13 protein-coding genes are annotated in these 18,040 nt (G+C 71.6%); 11 read left to right on the top strand and 2 right to left on the bottom strand.

From position 1 onward, the window contains the following. Window positions 1–157: 157 nt before the first annotated feature. The 6 genes from FDO69_RS21635 (at window position 158) to FDO69_RS21610 (ending at window position 7,438) form a co-directional block, all read left to right on the top strand. Complete coding sequence (locus FDO69_RS21635; RefSeq protein ID WP_104781505.1) at window positions 158–2,404, top strand: MMPL family transporter; 2,247 nt, start codon at window positions 158–160, stop codon at window positions 2,402–2,404. Further along, window positions 2,382–2,954, top strand: coding sequence for a GNAT family N-acetyltransferase (locus FDO69_RS21630; RefSeq protein ID WP_104781504.1), 573 nt, complete (start codon window positions 2,382–2,384; stop codon window positions 2,952–2,954). Before FDO69_RS21635 ends, FDO69_RS21630 begins: the two co-directional genes overlap by 23 nt. Window positions 2,955–2,980: 26 nt before the next feature. Further along, entirely contained in the window at window positions 2,981–3,565 is a 585-nt protein-coding gene (locus tag FDO69_RS21625) for a hypothetical protein (RefSeq protein WP_420878527.1), read from the top strand. A 212-nt stretch (window positions 3,566–3,777) separates the two neighbouring features. Further along, window positions 3,778–3,963, top strand: a complete 186-nt coding sequence (locus FDO69_RS21620; RefSeq protein ID WP_104781502.1) for a hypothetical protein — start codon at window positions 3,778–3,780, stop codon at window positions 3,961–3,963. A 161-nt stretch (window positions 3,964–4,124) separates the two neighbouring features. Then, entirely contained in the window at window positions 4,125–7,202 is a 3,078-nt protein-coding gene (locus FDO69_RS21615; RefSeq protein ID WP_104781501.1) for a helix-turn-helix transcriptional regulator, read from the top strand. 50 nt (window positions 7,203–7,252) lie between these two features. Next, a complete protein-coding gene (locus FDO69_RS21610; RefSeq protein WP_104781500.1) occupies window positions 7,253–7,438 on the top strand; it encodes a DUF6191 domain-containing protein in 186 nt (61 codons plus the stop codon). Window positions 7,439–7,456: 18 nt separating this feature from the next. On the opposite strand, the gene FDO69_RS21605 is transcribed toward FDO69_RS21610, so the two are convergent. Next, entirely contained in the window at window positions 7,457–8,629 is a 1,173-nt protein-coding gene (locus FDO69_RS21605) for a PQQ-dependent sugar dehydrogenase (RefSeq protein WP_234388023.1), read from the bottom strand. A 127-nt stretch (window positions 8,630–8,756) separates the two neighbouring features. Then, complete coding sequence (locus FDO69_RS21600) at window positions 8,757–9,755, bottom strand: aldo/keto reductase (protein ID WP_104781498.1); 999 nt, start codon at window positions 9,753–9,755, stop codon at window positions 8,757–8,759. A gap of 77 nt (window positions 9,756–9,832) precedes the next feature. Between FDO69_RS21600 and FDO69_RS21595 the strand changes: the two genes are divergently transcribed. From FDO69_RS21595 to ilvC, 5 genes are all read left to right on the top strand, one after another. Then, window positions 9,833–10,783: a 2-hydroxyacid dehydrogenase gene (locus FDO69_RS21595; protein ID WP_104781497.1), complete on the top strand. Its 951-nt coding sequence runs from the start codon at window positions 9,833–9,835 to the stop codon at window positions 10,781–10,783. Window positions 10,784–11,225: 442 nt separating this feature from the next. Beyond that, a complete protein-coding gene (locus tag FDO69_RS21590; protein WP_104781496.1) occupies window positions 11,226–14,270 on the top strand; it encodes a putative bifunctional diguanylate cyclase/phosphodiesterase in 3,045 nt (1,014 codons plus the stop codon). Between the two features lie 230 nt (window positions 14,271–14,500). Continuing rightward, a complete protein-coding gene (locus FDO69_RS21585) occupies window positions 14,501–16,345 on the top strand; it encodes an acetolactate synthase large subunit (protein ID WP_170320919.1) in 1,845 nt (614 codons plus the stop codon). 21 nt (window positions 16,346–16,366) lie between these two features. After that, window positions 16,367–16,891: an acetolactate synthase small subunit gene (gene ilvN, locus FDO69_RS21580; RefSeq protein WP_030851453.1), complete on the top strand. Its 525-nt coding sequence runs from the start codon at window positions 16,367–16,369 to the stop codon at window positions 16,889–16,891. Between the two features lie 122 nt (window positions 16,892–17,013). After that, window positions 17,014–18,012: a ketol-acid reductoisomerase gene (ilvC, locus tag FDO69_RS21575; protein ID WP_104781494.1), complete on the top strand. Its 999-nt coding sequence runs from the start codon at window positions 17,014–17,016 to the stop codon at window positions 18,010–18,012. Window positions 18,013–18,040: the final 28 nt, after the last annotated feature.

Genomic DNA, 18,040 nt, shown 5'->3' with positions numbered 1-18,040 from the left:
ACCGGCCGCTGTGAATAACCCCACGAAACCGACAAATGATCTCGTCGGTTTGTAAGAGTGGCAGCGCATTGCTCATGCGTTCTTTGCTGGCCGTTCAGTTCAGGTACGACTGTTCCCGGTCAAAGATCCACACAAGGCAACTCCGGGAGCACGTTTCGTGGCAGCCCTCGCCCGCTGGTGCGTCCAGCGCCGTCTGCTCAGCGTCCTGCTGTGGCTCCTCGCGTTCGCGGGGGTCGCCGCGGGCGCCGCCGTCGCCGGCACCACGTACTCCAACGACTACCAGGTCCCCGGTACCGAGTCGGGCCGCGCCACCGAGCTGCTGCACGAGGGCTTCCCGCGGCTCGGCGGTGACAGCGACACCGTCGTCTGGCACACCACGTCCGGCAGCGTCCGTGCCGCCGACGTCGAGCAGACGATGACCCGCACCCTGGACCGGATCGAGAACCTCCCCGGCGTGGCCTCGGTCACCAGCCCCTACGACGGGCCGGGCACGGGCCGCATCAGCGAGGACGGCCGCACGGCGTACGCCTCGGTCACCTTCGACGACCAGGCCGAGGACATCGCCAAGGGTGAGGCACAGGCCGTCGTCGACACCGCGAAGAGCGCCGAGACCGACGGGCTCCAGGTGGAGCTGGGCGGCAGCGCCGTCGCGCTCACCGAGTCGTCCGGCGGGCACGTCGCCGAGATCGTCGGCGTGATCGTCGCCGCGGTGGTGCTGTTCCTCGCCTTCGGCTCACTCGCCGCGTCCCTGCTGCCCATCGCCACCGCGCTGGTCGGCGTCGGCACCGCCTACGCCGGCATCGTGCTGCTCGGGCACGCCATGACCGTCGCCGACTTCGCCCCCATGCTGGGCATGCTCATCGGGCTCGGCGTCGGCATCGACTACGCGCTGTTCATCGTCACCCGGCACCGGCGCGGGCTGAAACGCGGGCTGTCCGTCACCGAGGCCGCCACGAACGCCGTCGCGACCACGGGACGGGCGGTCGTCTTCGCGGGTGCCACCGTTTGCATCGCCCTGCTGGGCATGCTGATCCTGCGGCTGAGCTTCCTCAACGGCGTCGCCATAGCGGCGAGCCTCACCGTGATCCTCACCGTCGCCGCCTCCGTGACCCTGCTGCCGGCCCTGCTCTCCTTCATAGGCATGCGCGCCCTCAGCCGCCGTGAGCGCCGCCGCCTCGCCGAGCACGGCCCCGAACCCGAGGTGCCCACCGGCTTCGCGGCCCGCTGGTCGGCCTTCGTGGAACGCCACCCCAAGGTGCTCGGCGCGGTCGCCCTGGTCGTCATGGCCGTTCTCGCGCTGCCCACCTTCTCCCTGCACCTGGGCACCTCCGACCAGGGCAACGATCCGAAGACGGCCACCACCCGCCAGGCCTACGACCTGCTCGCCGAGGGCTTCGGCCCGGGCGTGAACGGCCCGCTCACCCTCGTCACCAAGGTCGACGGAGCCGACGACAAGCTCGCCCTGGACAACCTCGACGGCACCCTCCGCGCCACCGACGGCGTCGCCTCGGTGACCCCGGTGACGTTCGACTCCGGCGGCCACACCGCGTACCTCACCGTCGTACCTGAGTCCTCCCCGCAGTCGCAGCGGACCAGCGACCTCGTCGACCGGCTGCGCGACGAGGTGCTGCCGCGCGCCGAGTCGGGCACCTCGCTCGATGTCCAGGTGGGCGGCATGACGGCCGGCTACGACGACTTCGCCGACGTCATCGTCTCCAAGCTGCCGGTGTTCGTCGGGGTAGTCATCGGCCTGGGCTGCCTGCTGCTCCTGCTGGCCTTCCGGTCCATCGGCATACCGCTGAAGGCCGCCGCGATGAACGTCGCCGCCGTGGCCTCCGCCTTCGGGGTGGTGGTCGCGATCTTCCAGTGGGGCTGGGGCAGCGAACTGCTCGGCCTCGGCAGCGCCGGCCCCATCGAACCCTTCCTGCCCGTGATCATGGTGTCGGTGCTCTTCGGCCTCTCCATGGACTACCAGGTCTTCCTGGTCAGCCGGATGTACGAGGAGTGGCTGGAGACCGGTGACAACCGGCGGGCGGTGCGCGTCGGCCTCGCCGAGACCAGCCGGGTGATCAACTCGGCGGCCGTCATCATGATCTCCGTCTTCCTCGCCTTCGTGCTCAGCGGCGACCGGGTGATCGCCATGTTCGGCATCGCCCTGGCCGCCGCCGTCGCCCTGGACGCCTTCGTCCTGCGCACGCTCCTCGTTCCGGCCCTGATGCACCTGCTGGGCGGGGCCAACTGGTGGCTGCCCCGCTGGCTGGACAAGCGCATGCCGCGCATCAGCATCGAACCGCCGGAGAGCCGCGCCGCCCATGAGAGGCTGGCCGCCGCGACGGACGCCGAGGTGGCGGACGTCCTGGCGGAGGAGGAGCGGCAGCGGGATGTACGCGATATCCCTGGGTGACGACGCCGAGCTGAAGCCCTTGGAGCCCTGGCACGCCGAGGAGTTCTTCGCGCACCTGGAGCGGGGCCGGGAGTTCATCGGGCGGTTCATCAACTTCGGGTCGCAGGAGACGGACGTGGAGTCCGCGCGGGCCATGCTCCAGCGGTACGCCGACATGCGCGCCGCCGACACCCGCTCGCTGCACGGACTGTGGCTGAACGGCAAGCTCGTGGGCGGCGTGCTGTTCCTGAACTTCGACGCCGCGAGCGGCAACTGCGAGGTCGGCTGCTGGCTGGAGCCGGCCGTCACGGGCCGGGGCCTGGTCACGCGCGCGATGCGGGTCCTCATCGACTGGGCGGTCGAAGAGCGCGGCATCCACCGCGTCGAGTGGGTCGCCGCGTCACTCAATCAGCCCAGCCTGAACGTGGCGCGCCGACTCGGGATGACCCGCGACGGTGTGCGACGCGAGGCCCACCCCTATGGTGGCGTACGGCACGATCTCGAAGTCTGGTCCGTGCTGGCGCCCGAGTGGCGCGCCGCACGCGCGCGTGCGGCTCACAACGATCATTAAGAGACTTCTCAGACAGCGACCCTACGGTGCGAGACATGGCAACGAACGCAGTGGACGAGACCGAGGCCACCAAGGCCACGACCGATGAGAAGGCGGTGGACACCACCACGTCCGACGAGGTGCCCCAGACCGAGGTCCCGGCCGCGGCAGACGATGCGCCGGTCGAGGAGGAGAGCTCCTCCGCGGCCGACGGCGCGCCGGCCAAGGAAGGAAGCCCCTCCGGCGTCGGCCAGGGCGCCGCAGCCGTGGTCTCCGCCGCGCTGGGCGTCGTCTCGCTCACCGGCAGCTGGATCGGCACCGTCGCCTCCGCGCGCCAGAACCTCGTCGGCCAGCTGGAGACCGCGCAGAACGCGGGCGTGGCCCAGCAGATCCAGGCGGTCTACGGCGACGCCTGGCAGACCACCGCCCTGTGGGGCGGCCTGTTCGCGCTGATCGCGCTCGTCGTCGGCGTCGTGACGCTGGCCCGGCCCGCCTTCGGCACGCCGGGCAGGATCCAGGCCCCCTGGATCAAGTCCGTGGCCTGGGCGGGAGTCGCGCTCGGCGTCATCGGCCTGTTCCTGGCCGTCCTCAAGTACACCGGCATCCTGCTCGGACTGCCGTCCGCGAGCTGAGCGCCCGCCGGCTGCAAGCCCGCAGGTCCTGAGGGGCCTCAGGCGGTTCCGTGAGCACCTTACGGAGTCCCTGAGGCCCCTCAGCCGCGTCTAAGGCACCGTGCGCCGCCGAAGATGCGGAACTCTCCCGATGTGGCGGCCCCGCCTGGGAGACGAGAGTGAGGTCATCGCGGAAAACACACCGCGACCCACCTCTCCTCGAAGGACACACCATGTACGAGTACGAGCTCCAGCAGCTGCGCACCTCCGACCTCATCCGCCGGGCCGACCACGCCCGTCTGGTCCGCGAGGCCGCCCGGGCCCGCCGCGCGGCCCGCCAGGAAGGAGGCGGGGACTCCGCCGAGCACGAGAGCCATAGCCGCCGCTTCCGCCGGCTCCGGTCCGCCCGGACGGCGTGAACACCGGGGCGAGACCGGTCGCCGCCGGGGGCACCGGGACGGCGCCCGCGGCCGCCGCTGTCGCCGTCCGGAGAGCAGCGGCCGCCGTTCGCAGAGGAACGGCGGCCGCTGATCCGGCCGTTCGACTCAAAACCGGTGCCACACCGCCGGAACCGCATGCGATGCTCGGGCCTGTGGAGACCAGGTCCGTCAGCCCCGTTTTCGTCGGCCGTGCCGAGGAACTGGGCACGCTGTACGACGCCCTCGCGCGCGCCTGCGAGGGCGAGCCGCAGGCGCTGCTCATCGGCGGGGAGGCAGGGGTCGGCAAGACCCGCCTCGTCGAGGAGTTCGCCGCCGCCGCCCGCCGGCGCGGGGCGGTGGTCGCACTCGGCGGGTGCGTGGAGATCGGCGCCGACGGGCTGCCCTTCGCCCCCTTCTCCACCGCGCTGCGCGCCCTGCGCCGCGAACTTCCCGGCGAGCTGGCCGCCGCTTCCGCCGGCCAGGAGGAGGAGCTGGCCCGGCTGCTGCCCGAGCTGGGCGAGTCGCGGGCGGGGCGGCACGACGAGGAGGGCATGGCCCGCCTCTTCGAGCTCACCGCCCGCCTGCTGGAGCGCGTCGCCGCCGAGCACACCGTCGTCCTCGCCCTGGAGGACCTGCACTGGGCCGACGCCTCCACCCGGCACCTGCTCTCCTACCTCGTCCGCACCCTGCGCACCGGCCGCCTCGTCGTCCTCGCCACCTATCGCTCCGACGACATCCACCGCCGCCACCCGCTGCGGCCCCTGCTCGCCGAACTCGACCGGCTCCGCACGATCCGCCGCCTCGAACTCGCCCGCTTCAACCGCGACGAGGTGGGCCGCCAGGTCGCCGGCATCCTCGCCCACGAACCCGAGCCGGACCAGGTCGACGCGATCTTCCAGCGCTCCGACGGCAACGCCTTCTTCGTCGAGGAACTCGCCGTCGCCGATCACGAGGGCTGCCGGACGGGACTGACCGACTCCCTGCGCGACCTGCTGCTCGTCCGCGTCGAGGGGCTGCCGGAGTCCGCCCAGCAGGTCGCCCGGATCGTCGCCGAGGGCGGCTCCACCGTCGAGTACCGGCTGCTGGCCGCCGTCGCCCGGCTCGCCGAGGACGACCTCATCGAGGCGCTGCGGGGTGCGGTGAACGCGAGCATCCTCGCCCCCGCACCCGGCGGCGACGGCTACCGCTTCCGCCACTCCCTGGTCCGCGAGGCCGTCAGCGACGACCTGCTCCCCGGCGAGCGCTCCCGCCTCAACCGCCGCTACGCCGAAGCCCTGGAGGCCGACCCCTCCCTCGTCCCCGCCGACCAGCGGGCGACCCGCCTGGCCAGCTACTGGTACCACGCCCACGACGCCGCCAAGGCCCTGCCCGCCGTCCTCGAAGCCTCCGTCGAGGCCCGCCGCCGCCACGCCTACTCCGAGCAACTCCGGCTCCTTGAGAGGGCGATGGAACTGTGGGACTCCGCTCCCGAGGCCGTACGCGCAGCCCTGCGCCCCGTCGACTACACCGAGGTCTATCCCCCCTGCGGCTGCGACCCCGCCACCACCGCGCTGCGCCACCTGGACCTGCTCGCCGAGGCGGCAGTGGCGGGGCGGCTCTGCGGGGAGCGCGAACGCGCCCTGAAGATCACCAAGCGGGCATTGCGCCTGCTGGAGGACGAGGACGACCCTTCCCCAAGCTCTCAACTGCGTTCGAGCAGGAGGGACCCCCAGCGCGCCGCCTGGTTCTGGATCCAGCGTTCCCGGCTGGTCCAGCGGCTCGCCCGGGGCGACGGCTGGCAGGAGATCGCCACCGCGCAGGAGCTGGTCCGCGGCCTGCCGCCGTCCGAGGTGCACGCCGAGGTACTGGCCACGGCCGCCCACTGGTCGATGCTCCGTGAACCCGGCCCGGAGACCCTGACGGCCGCCGAGCGGGCCGTCGAGTACGCGCGCATGGTGGGTGCCGACGAGATCGAGTCCAACGCCCGCCTCACCCTCGGCGGGCTCATGGTCGAGGCCGGGCAGATCGAAGCCGGGCTGGCCCACATGTACGAGGTCCGGGACGAAGTGGTGACCCGGGGTCTCGCGGTCGTCGTGGGCCGCAGCCATGTGAACCTGCCCTCCACGCTGGAGGGCATCGGCCGTTCCGAGGAGGCCGTGGCCATCCTGCGCGAAGGCCTGGAACTCACCCGCAGGATGGGACTGACCGAGTCCGAGGGCTGGGTCCACGGCAACCTCGCCGAGTCGCTCATCTCCCTCGGCCGCTGGGACGAGGCCGCCGAGGCGGCCGTCAGCGCCCAGCGGCTGGGGCAGACGGCCGGGCCGTACGGGTCGGGCGCCAACAGCCAGGCGTTCCTCGCCCTGGCCCGCGGTGAGGTGTCCGAGGCCGCCCGCCACCTCGCCGAGGCCCGCGCCTCCTACGGCCCGCACGACCCCATGCCGCAGCACGACCTGCCGGTCTCCTGCCTCACCGCCGCAGTCGCCGCCGCCGAGGGCCGCCTGGCCGACGCCCGCGCCGAACTGGCCCGCGCCCTCGCCTCCGGCTTCCCGCTCGGCACCCAGCGCTACGCCTGGCCGCTGTTGCTCCAGGCGGCCACCGCCGAGGCCGACGCCCGGGCGCTGCCCGCCGCCCGGGACGGCCGCGAGCAGGTCCTGGAGGCCATCTTCTGCGCCGTCAAGCGCCTCACCACCCACGCCCCCGTCTGGCTCGCCCACGAGCGGTGGGTCCGCGCCGAACTCCATCGCGCCGAAGGCCGGAGCACCCCGGCCACCTGGTCGGACGTGGTCACCGCCTTCGAAGCCCTGGACCGGCCCTACGACCTCGCCCGCGTCCGGTACCGCCTGGCCGAGTCCCTGCTGACGGGCGGCGGCGAGGACGAGCGCGACCGTGCCACGGAGCTGCTGCGGCTCGCCCACACCGTCGCCCGCCACCTCGGCGCCCGGCCGCTCGAGGACGCCGCCACCGCGCTCGCCCGGCGCGCCCGTCTCCCGCTCACGCACGCCACGGAACCCGGCCACGCCGACCCCGCCGACGCCCTCGGCCTCACCAGCCGGGAACGGGACGTCCTGCGCCTGGTCGCCGCGGGTCACACCAACCGCCGCATAGCGGAGGAGCTGTTCATCTCGCCCAAGACCGCGAGCGTGCACGTCTCGAACATCCTGGGGAAGCTCGGCGTCTCCGGGCGGGGCGAGGCGGCGGCGGTGGCGCACCGGATGGGGCTGTTCCCGGCCGAGATGGCCATGCCCGGTCCCACACGCTGAGGCATACGCTGTAAGGGACGTCGCGGATCCCGCGGCCCAGGGAGGCACCGTTGTTCAACATGTTCGAGGAACTGTTCTCGCCCGGGCGCAAGCACACCCGCGACGAGCAGAACCGCCTGGAACTGACCCGTGAGGACGTCGGGGACGGCGATCCCGGACGCGGACCGATAGATCTCGCGTCCGGGAAGGTCGTCGTACGCCCGCAGCATGAGGACGAGGACGGCGCGGGGGAGTAGCCCCCCGGGTTCCCGGGGCTACGTCACCCGCAGTTCCAGGATCCGGTCGTCGCCGTCCTTCGGGCTGCCCCGGCCGTCCGTGTTGCTGGTGACGAGCCAGAGCCTGTCGCCGCCCGCCGCGACGACCGTGCGCAGCCGCCCGTACTCGTCCTCCAGGAACGCCTGTGGCTCCGCCGAGGCCGCCGTGCCGTTCAGCGGGACGCGCCACAGCCGCTTGCCCCGCAGGCCGGCCATCCAGATCGACCCCTCGGCGTGGGCGATGCCGCTGGGGGAGGCCTCCGCCGTGGTCCACTGGTCGACCGGGTTGCGGAACCGTTTGTCGTCGGACCGGCCCTCCGCCTCCGGCCAGCCGTAGTTGCCGCCCGGCTTGATCGCGTTCAGCTCGTCCCAGGTGTCCTGCCCGAACTCCGAGGCGAACAGCCGCTGCTTGCCGTCCCAGGCCAGGCCCTGCACATTGCGGTGGCCGTAGGAGTACACCGGCGAGTCCGGGAACGGGTTGCCCGGCGCCGGCTCGCCCTCCGGGGTCAGACGCAGGATCTTGCCGCCCACGGAGTCCTTGTCCTGGGACAGGCCCGTGTCGCCGCTCTCGCCGGTACCCACGTACAGCATCCTGTCCGGGCCGAACGCGATACGCCCGCCGTTGTGGATGAAGCCCTTGGGGATGCCCTTGAAGACCGTGTCGGGAGCGCCGAGCTGCTCGCCGGAGGGCTTCTGCCCGTCGTAGATCATGCGCACGATGCGGTTGTCGGACGCCGAGGTGAAGTACGCGTAGACCATGCGGTCCGAGGCGTAGTCGGGGGACAGGGCGATCCCGAGCAGGCCGCCCTCGCCGGCCGCCGAGACCCCCGGCACCTCGCCCAGTTCGGTCTTCTTGCCGGTCTTCTCGTCGACCCGGACGATCGTCCCCTCGTCACGGGAGGCGACGAGCAGGCCGCCGCCCGGCAGCGGGGCGAGCCCCCAGGGGGAGTCCAGGCCTCCGGCGACGGTGCGCACCACCTTCACCGATCCCCGGGCGGGGGGTGTCTCCTCGGCGGCCTGGCGCGGCGGTCCGGACGATCCCGGTGCCGTGCGGCTCGGGGAGGCGCTGTCGTCCTTGCCGGACGGGCCTCCTTCGTCGGAGGAGCAACCGGCCGTCAGCAGGAGCGCGGCGGCGGCCAGCACGGCCGGGACGGCTCGACGTTGCACGATCATGGTCCCTTCGACGGGGCAGGTCCTTCTCCCTGTCATACACCGCCGGCGGCTCCAGGGTTCCCGATCGCCGAACGCCGTAGCGGGAACACGTACTTTGCCCGGAACACACCAGGGTGCAAACGGGTCCTCAGTCCCACGACCCCTGGGCCGGCGGCAGCGCGGCTATCTCCCTGAGATCGTCCGGGGTCAGGCGCACGTCCGTCGCCGCCGTGTTCTCCGTGACCCAGCGCTCCTGCTTCGCGCCGGGGACCGGGACCACGTGCGGGCCCTGGGCCAGCACCCACGCGAGGGCGACCTGGGCGGCCGTGACCCCCGTGCCGTGCCGACGGGCCACGCGGCGCAGACCCGCGACGAACGGCTGGTTCGCGGCCATCATCTCGGCCGTGAAGCGGGGGTGCCGGGCACGCGGGTCGTCCGCCTCGAAGCCCGCGCCGGGGCGCAGCCTGCCGGTCAGGAAGCCGTTGCCCAGCGGCATCGCGGCGAGGAAACCGACGCCCCGCGTCCGGCACCACGGAAGCAGGGCCTCCAGTGCCTCCGGCGACCACACCGACAGCTCCGCCTCCACCGCGCTCACCGGGAAGACCTGCTGCACCCGCTCCAGCTGCCGAATCGTTCCGTCGTGCAGCCGGGCCCCGGCACGGCGACCGGCCCGCGCGCCCACCGCGCACAGGCCCAACGCCCGTACCTTCCCGGCCTGGACGAGCTCCGCCATCGCGCCCCAGGTCTCCTCGACCGGCACCTCGGGGTCGGCCCGGTGCAGCTGGTAGAGGTCGATGACGTCCGTCTGCAGCCGCCGCAGCGACGCGTCGCAGGCCCGCTTGACATACCCGGGGCGGCCGTTGGCGACGATGTGCTGGTCGCCGACGAGCAGCCCGACCTTCGTCGACACGAACGCGTCGGACCGCCGCTCCTTCAACGCCCGCCCCACCAGCAGCTCGTTGGTGAAGGGGCCGTACATGTCGGCCGTGTCCAGCAGGGACGCACCCAGGTCGAGCGCCCGGTGCACCGCCCTGAGCGACTCGTCGCCCCGCCGCCGCGACGCGCTGTAGGCCCAGCTCATCGGCATGCACCCGAGTCCGACGGCCCCCACCGCGAGCGCCGCCGCGCCGATCGTCCTGCGCTCCACCTGGTCGTGACCCTCCCTGTTCGAGCCACCCCAACCTAACCTCTGCCGTCACACACTCCTGACATAGCCTCCAGAGCATGACTGCTGACGTGTGGCTGCCCATCCCGCCGGACGACATCGACGGACTCCCCGAGGGCCCGGACTACCGTTTCTGGAACGGTGAGGACGACTTCCCCGCGGACCCGGCCGACTGCGCCTTCTACGTCGTCCCCTACATGAAGCCCAGCCCGCTGTGCGTGCGGCCCATGGGGCGGATGAGCAACGTCCGGGTCGTGCAGACTCTCTCCGCCGGGATCGACCACGTGGAGCCGGGGCTCGGGCAGCTGCCCGCGGGTGTGCGGCTGTGCAATGCGCGAGGAGTGCACGAGGCCAGCACCGGCGAGCTCACCCTCGCGCTGATCCTGGCCTCGCTGCGCGGGATCCCCGACTTCGTCCGCGCACAGGACCGGGGGGAGTGGCTCGGCGGGTTCCGGCCCGCGCTCGCCGACAAGAACGTCCTCATCGTGGGATACGGCTCGATCGGCGAGGCCATCGAGGACCGGCTCGTTCCGTTCGAGGTGGCGCGGGTGGCGCGCGTCGCGCGCTCCGAGCGCACCACGGCGCGCGGTCCGGTGCATCCGCTCACCGACCTTCCCGCGCTGCTGCCGGAAGCGGACGTCGTGATCCTGTCCACCCCCCTCACCGAAGCCACCCGCGGCCTGGCCGGGGCCGACTTCCTGTCCCGGATGAAGGACGGCGCACTCCTGGTGAACGTCGCCCGCGGCCCCGTCGTCGACACCAAGGCCCTGCTCGCCGAGCTGGAGACCGGCCGTATCACCGCCGCCCTCGACGTCACCGACCCGGAGCCGCCGGCGCGCGAACACCCCCTGTGGCGTGCGCCGGGGGTACTCATCAGCCCCCATGTCGGCGGACCCACCTCCGCGTTCCTTCCGCGCGCCAAGCGGCTCCTGGTGGACCAGTTGAACCGTTATGTGAACCGGGAGCCGCTCCGCAACGTGATCCTCACGACGGGTGCATCAACCGACTGAGAGACCTTCGAGCACCGTCCGCAATCTCCCGGGTGCGGTGGGTACTCATATATCTATTGATCGTCACGGAGCGTAGAGAACCTATGTCCCTGAGTGACGAGACTGGTGTATCGTCCCGACAGGGGCAGCGCCGGGGACCAATCGGCGCCGGGGACGGACACTTCGGACTGTGAGGGGGGCGACAGGCGATGCACGGCCTATGGACGAGCGATCCGACGGGGCGGGGCTGCCGGCGGCGACCCTGGCGGAAGGCCGCGAGCGGACGCGGTCAGCACGCCGATCACGTCGGCCACCACACCCACCACGGCGAACACCACACCGATCACAGTCACCCTCACCGCAGGTCCGGTAGGGCCGGCAGGTCCGGCAGGGGCGGGAGGCATGCCCAGCAGGTCCACCGGGGCCCGCGGGACCCGGGAGCCGCGCGAACCGGGAGGGCCAGGTGAGCGCGCCCCCCACCCCCACGCTGGACGGAGCGCTGCGGGCACAGCCTCCCTCCACGGGCGCGCTGCTGCCCCGCACGCCGGTCACCGGCCGCCGGCCGGGCCTGGCCCTCCAACTCGTCCTCGCCCTGGCCTGCGCGGGCTATGCCGTCGGTGCCGCGTTCGGCTGGGGTTCCTACGAAGTGGCCCTGTTCATGGGCGACTTCGGGCTGAGCGCCGCAGCCGGCACCGCCGCCGTCTCGTGCCTCCTGTACGCCCGCAGCCGCCGCACCCGCTTTCGATCCGCCTGGCTGCTGTTCGGCCTCTCCTCGGCCATGGCGTCCCTGGGCAACCTCGTCTGGGGGTGGTACGAGGTGGTGCTGGGCCTGCCCGTGCCCAGTCCCAGCTACGCCGACCTGTTCTTCCTCTGCTTCGCGCCGCCCGCGATCGTCGGACTGCTCGTGCTCGCCAAACGGCCGGTGACCAAGGCGGGCTGGGTCTGCCTCGGGCTGGACGCTTGGCTCATCGGCGGCTCGCTGCTGACGCTGGCCTGGAGCCTCGCCCTCGCCCAGGCCGCGAAATCCGAAGGGCCCGGCGTGGCGCACATCGCGCTGTCGCTGGCCTACCCGCTGCTCGACATCGCCCTGGTGAGCATGGTCCTCGCCCTGCACTTCAGGCGGTCCGCGGTGAACCGCTCCGCGGTGAACACCGCCATCGGCGCCCTCGCCCTGACCGTGATGTGCGACGCCCTGTTCACCTCACCGCTCATGCACCACGACTACCGCTCCGGACAGCTGCTCGACGCGGGCTGGTTCGCCGGCTCGCTGCTCCTGGCGTACGCCCCGTGGGCGGGGACGCGCGCGGAGGGCGACCGGCAGGGTTCCGAGCGGCACGCCGCCGGGCACACCCGCGTGGTGCACGAGCACGTGCCGGGGCAGCGCGGCGGCACCCACCACCACGCCCCCCTGCCCGGCGCCGAGCACAGCCGGTATCCGACCGCCCGGCCCATCTCCGGCTCCCTCGCCGCCCTCACGCCGTATCTCGCGGCCGCCGTGTGCACCCTCGGGATCCTCTACAACGTCCTCAACGGCCGCAGCGTCGACCGCGTGGTCCTGCTCACCGGGGGCACGGTGGTCCTCGCGCTCGTCGTGCGCCAGGGCATCATGCTGCTCGACAACATCACCCTCACCCAGGAACTGGCGCAGAAGGAGAACCACTTCCGCTCCCTGGTGCAGGGCTCCAGCGACGTCATCATGATCGCCGCACCCAGTGGCGTCCTGAGGTACGTCTCCCCGGCCGCCGCCGGTGTGTACGGCCGCTCGGCGGAGGAGCTGGTGGGTACGGAACTGGCCAACCTCATCCACCCCGAGGACCTGGGCTGCGTCGTGCACGAGGTGCGCCGGTTCCTCGCCGCCGACCCGGTCGAGGAACCCACCACACGCATCGAGTGCCGCTTCCGCTCGGGCGGTGGGGGCACCTCCCGCTCGAGCGAAGCCGAGAGTGGGGGAGGCTGGCTGAACGTGGAGTCGACCATCAACCGTCATCACGGCGGCCTCATCTTCAACAGCCGCGACGTGACCGAAAGGGTGCGCCTGCAGGCCCAGTTGCAGCACAACGCCGAGCACGACCCGCTCACGGACCTGCCCAACCGCGCCCTGTTCACCAAGCGCGTCCAGCACGCCCTCTCGGGTCGCCGCGCCTCCGACCGGGGCGTGGCCCTGCGGAACACGGCCGTGCTGTTCATCGACCTCGACGGCTTCAAGGCCGTCAACGACACGATCGGGCACCAGGCCGGGGACGAGCTGCTGGTCCAGGCCGCCCGCAGGCTCCAGGACTCCGTCCGGCACGGCGACACCGCGTCCCGGCTCGGAGGAGACGAGTTCGCGGCCCTGATCGCCGGGGACAACACGCGCGACCGGGACGCGCGCGAGCGGCACATAGTGGAGCTCGCCGACCGCCTCAGGACGACGCTGTCCCAGCCCTACCTCATCGACGGCAACGATGTCCGTGTCAACGCCTCCATCGGCGTGGCCTTCGCCGAGTCCGGCCTCGGCGCCGGTGAACTGCTGCGCAACGCCGACCTCGCCATGTACCGGGCCAAGGCCGGCGGCAAGGGCCGCGTCGAGCTGTACAAGCCACAGATGCAGCAGGACGTCGTCCGCAAGGCCGAGCTCGCCACCCGGCTGCGGGCCGCGCTGCACGACGGGGAGTTCGCCCTGCTGCACCAGCCGGTGGTGTCCCTGGAGGACGGCCGGATCTCGTCGGTGTCCGCGCAGGCGCGCTGGCGCTCCTCGCAGGGGGTGCTCTTCACCCCGGCGGAGTTCCTGCGCGTGGCCGAGGACGGCGACAAGACCGCCGAGCTGGGCCGGTGGATGATCGAGGAGGCCGTCGAGCAGGCCGCCGAGCGGCACGCGACCGGGCTGTCCGTGCCGGTCGTCGTGCGGATGAGCGCCCGCCGGCTGCTGGACCGCTCGATGCCGCTCGGCTCGATCGAGGCACTGCTCACGCGGCACGGGCTGCCGCCGGGTTCGCTGATCGTCGAGCTGTCGGACGCCGACCCGAGGGTCTCGCTGGACGAGCTGGAGCGGCGTCTGGGCGCCCTGCGGCGCGTCGGTGTGCGGATCGCGCTCGACGGCTTCGGCAGTGGCTACGCGGCGATCACGGCCCTTCGGCGGCTCCCCGTCGACGTGCTGAAGCTCGACCGCGGTCTGGTCGAGGGCGTCGTCGAGTCCGCGCGCCTGCACAAGATCACCAGCGGGCTGCTGCGCATCGCGGGCGACCTCGGGCTGAAGTCCGTGGCGGAGGGGGTGGATCTGCCCGAGCAGGTCATCGCCCTGCGCGCGATGGGCTGCACGCACGGGCAGGGCATGGCGTTCTCCGGGCCGCTCGACGAGTACCGGCTGCGCCGGGCGCTCGCCGCCGGCCACTATCCGGTGCCGAACGGGCCGTCCGAACCGGCGTTCGCGGGCGGCGCCCCGCGGGTGTACAGCTCGGGCGTGTCCGCCGTCATCGGAGGCGGCGCGACACTGCGCTCACATAATGAGACTCCCGTCCCACCCACTTGACAGTGAGTGCGTGCCGGGGGGAGGGTCAGTGCCATGCGCACCCGAATTCTCGTACTTGGAAAGCGCGTCGGCTGACGCTGAGCCTCGACCGCTCAGCGACCCCACCCGGCGCGCTCCCCTCGCTTGCCTTATGGCACGAGGGGTTTTTTGTTGCACAGGCGCCTTTCGTGCAACAGCCGAAGACCGCATAAACCTCGCAAAAACCCTCAGCATCTGAGAAGAGAATGCCGATGACCGAGCAGGCCACCGGGGCCCACCACCCGCAGCCCCGGCCCCGATCCGGAGGACACTCCGCCCCCGAGCAGGTGACGGGCGCGCAGTCCCTCATCCGCTCTCTCGAGGAGGTCGGCGCCGACACGGTATTCGGCATTCCCGGCGGTGCGATCCTCCCGGCCTACGACCCACTGATGGACTCGACCCGGGTGCGCCACGTCCTGGTCCGCCACGAGCAGGGCGCCGGTCACGCCGCCACCGGCTACGCCCAGGCCACCGGCAAGGTCGGTGTCTGCATGGCCACCTCCGGCCCCGGCGCCACCAACCTGGTCACCCCGATCGCCGACGCGCACATGGACTCCGTGCCGCTGGTCGCGATCACCGGCCAGGTGGCGTCGAAGGCGATCGGCACGGACGCCTTCCAGGAGGCGGACATCGTCGGCATCACCATGCCGATCACCAAGCACAACTTCCTCGTCACCAAGGCCGAGGACATCCCGCGGATCATCGCCCAGGCGTTCCACATCGCCTCCACGGGCCGCCCCGGCCCGGTCCTGGTCGACATCGCCAAGGACGCCCTCCAGGCGAAGACCACCTTCTTCTGGCCGCCCGCCATGGACCTGCCCGGCTACCGCCCGGTGACCAAGCCGCACGCCAAGCAGATCCGCGAGGCCGCCAAGCTGATCACCCAGGCCAAGCGGCCCGTGCTGTACGTCGGCGGCGGCGTGCTCAAGGCCAAGGCCACCGCCGAGCTGAAGGTCCTCGCCGAGCTCACCGGCGCCCCCGTCACCACCACGCTGATGGCGCTCGGGTCCTTCCCCGACAAGCACCCGCAGCACCTGGGCATGCCCGGCATGCACGGCTCGGTCGCCGCCGTCACCGGACTGCAGAAGGCCGACCTGATCGTCGCCCTCGGCGCCCGCTTCGACGACCGCGTCACCGGCAAGCTGGACAGCTTCGCCCCGCTCGCCAAGATCGTCCACGCGGACATCGACCCGGCCGAGATCGGCAAGAACCGCGCCGCCGACGTGCCGATCGTCGGTGACGCCCGCGAGGTCATCGCCGACCTGATCCAGGCCGTCCAGAAGGAGCACGCTGAAGGTCACCAGGGCGACTACAGCGCCTGGTGGAACGACCTGAACCGCTGGCGCGACACCTACCCGCTCGGCTACGACCAGCCCGGCGACGGCTCGCTCTCCCCGCAGCAGGTCATCGAGCGCATCGGACAGCTCGCCCCCGAGGGCACGATCTTCGCGGCGGGCGTCGGCCAGCACCAGATGTGGTCCGCCCACTTCATCGAGTACGACAAGCCGGGCACCTGGCTCAACTCCGGCGGCGCCGGAACGATGGGCTACGCCGTCCCGGCCGCCATGGGCGCCAAGGCCGGAGCGCCCGAGCGGGCCGTCTGGGCCATCGACGGCGACGGCTGCTTCCAGATGACCAACCAGGAACTGACCACCTGCGCCCTGAACAACATCCCGATCAAGGTCGCCGTCATCAACAACGGCGCCCTCGGGATGGTCCGCCAGTGGCAGACCCTCTTCTACAACCAGCGGTACTCCAACACCGTCCTGCACTCCGGCCCGGACGACGTCAACCCCACGGCCCGCGGCACCCGCGTCCCCGACTTCGTGAAGCTGTCGGAGGCCATGGGCTGCTACGCCATCCGCTGCGAGTCCCCGGACGACCTCGACAAGGTCATCGAAGAGGCGAACTCGATCAACGACCGCCCGGTCGTCGTCGACTTCATCGTCCACGAGGACGCGATGGTGTGGCCGATGGTCGCCGCCGGCACCTCCAACGACGAGATCATGGCCGCCCGGGACGTCCGCCCCGACTTCGGCGACAACGAAGACGACTGAGCGAGAGAGACGTAAAAGATCATGTCCAAGCACACGCTCTCCGTCCTGGTGGAGAACACCCCCGGCATCCTCGCCCGGATCGCCGCCCTGTTCTCCCGCCGCGGCTTCAACATCGACTCCCTCGCGGTGGGCGTCACCGAGCACCCCGACATCTCCCGCATCACCATCGTCGTCGGCGTGGAGGACCTGCCGCTGGAGCAGGTCACCAAGCAGCTCAACAAGCTCGTCAACGTGCTGAAGATCGTCGAGCTGGAGCCGGCGCAGGCGGTGCAGCGCGAACTCGTCCTGGTGAAGGTGCGCGCCGACAACGAGACGCGCTCCCAGATCGTCGAGATCGTCCAGCTGTTCCGCGCCAAGACCGTCGACGTCTCCCCGGAGGCCGTGACCATCGAGGCCACCGGATCCGGCGAGAAGCTGACCGCGATGCTCAAGATGCTGGAGCCGTACGGCATCAAGGAGCTCGTCCAGTCCGGCACGATCGCGATCGGCCGCGGTGCCCGTTCGATCACGGACCGGTCGCTGCGCGCCCTGGACCGGTCGGCCTAAGACCCTGAAGCGGGCGGTCGGCGTGCCGTCGGCCGCCCGTATTCCGAGACCCGCAGACTTCCCTTCCGCCCCCCGTCATACGGTGGGACGCAACACCTGCACTCCCGAGGAGAGAACCCAAAGTGGCCGAGCTGTTCTACGACGCCGACGCCGACCTGTCCATCATCCAGGGCCGCAAGGTCGCGGTCATCGGTTACGGCAGCCAGGGCCACGCCCACGCGCTGTCGCTCCGTGACTCGGGTGTCGACGTCCGCGTCGGTCTGCACGAGGGCTCCAAGTCCAAGGCCAAGGCCGAGGAGCAGGGCCTGCGCGTGGTGAGCCCGTCGGAGGCCGCCGCCGAGGCCGACGTCATCATGATCCTCGTCCCGGACCCGATCCAGGCCGAGGTCTACGAGAAGCACATCAAGGACAACCTGAAGGACGGCGACGCGCTGTTCTTCGGCCACGGCCTGAACATCCGCTACGGCTTCATCAAGCCCCCGGCCGGCGTGGACGTCTGCATGGTCGCCCCGAAGGGCCCGGGCCACCTGGTCCGCCGCCAGTACGAGGAGGGCCGCGGCGTTCCCTGCATCGCCGCCGTCGAGCAGGACGCCACGGGCAACGGCTTCGCGCTGGCCCTGTCGTACGCGAAGGGCATCGGCGGCACCCGCGCCGGCGTCATCAAGACGACCTTCACCGAGGAGACGGAGACCGACCTGTTCGGTGAGCAGGCCGTCCTCTGCGGTGGCACCGCGGCGCTGGTCAAGGCGGGCTTCGAGACCCTGACCGAGGCCGGCTACCAGCCGGAGATCGCCTACTTCGAGTGCCTGCACGAGCTGAAGCTGATCGTGGACCTCATGTACGAGGGCGGCCTGGAGAAGATGCGCTGGTCGATCTCCGAGACCGCCGAGTGGGGCGACTACGTCACCGGCCCGCGGATCATCACGGACGCCACCAAGGCCGAGATGAAGAAGGTCCTCGGCGAGATCCAGGACGGCACCTTCGCGCAGCAGTGGATGGACGAGTACCACGGCGGTCTGAAGAAGTACAACGAGTACAAGAAGCAGGACTCCGAGCACCTGCTGGAGACCACCGGCAAGGAGCTGCGCAAGCTCATGAGCTGGGTCGACGAGGAGGCGTAAGCCGCCGCCCGAGGGGGCCGGAGCGGAC

The sequence above is a fragment of the Streptomyces tibetensis genome, assembly GCF_007655005.1.
Taxonomy (GTDB): Bacteria; Actinomycetota; Actinomycetes; order Streptomycetales; family Streptomycetaceae; genus Streptomyces; species Streptomyces tibetensis.
This window is presented reverse-complemented; position numbering and strand designations above follow the sequence as displayed.